Genomic DNA, 543 nt, shown 5'->3' on the forward strand with positions numbered 1-543 from the left:
GTTGCGGGCGATGAGGTCGATCAGGCGGGCGGTGGCGGCGGGGGCCAGGCTGCTGGCGGCGACGGCCGGAGGGTCCTGCTCCATCGCGGCGAGCAGGTCGGGGTCGCCCGCGTGGGCGGCGAGCATGGCGTGCTTGACGCACTCGGCCAGGCCGGCGCGGAGGTGGCGGGGGGGGAGCGAGGCCAGGGCGGCTGTGTCGGCTAGGACCGCCTTGGGCTGGTGGAAGGTGCCGGCCATGTTCTTGAGCAGGCGGGCGTCGGGGGTGAGCAGGTTGGCGGCGGTCTTGCCGCCGATGGCGGCGTCGACCATGGCCAGCAGGGTGGTGGGGCAGTGGACGATGTCGATGCCGCGCCGGTAGATGGAGGCGGCAAAGCCCGCCAGGTCGCCCACGACCCCGCCGCCGAGGGCGACGATGGCGTCGGTGCGTTCGAGGCGTGCGGCGGCGGCGGCCTCGACGATGGCCTGGGCGGTGTGGAGAGACTTGTTGGGCTCGGAAGCGGCGACGCTGTGGCGGGCGGCGCGGAGGGAGGCGGCCGCGAGGCT

At 75.3% G+C, this 543-nt stretch carries 1 protein-coding gene; it reads right to left on the bottom strand.

The features are described from left to right. A partial coding sequence (locus KDM41_18880; GenBank protein ID MCB1185490.1) for an iron-containing alcohol dehydrogenase occupies positions 1–543 on the bottom strand: 543 nt, incomplete at both ends.

It is taken from the genome of bacterium (assembly GCA_020440705.1).
Taxonomy (GTDB): Bacteria; Krumholzibacteriota; Krumholzibacteriia; order LZORAL124-64-63; family LZORAL124-64-63; genus JAGRNP01.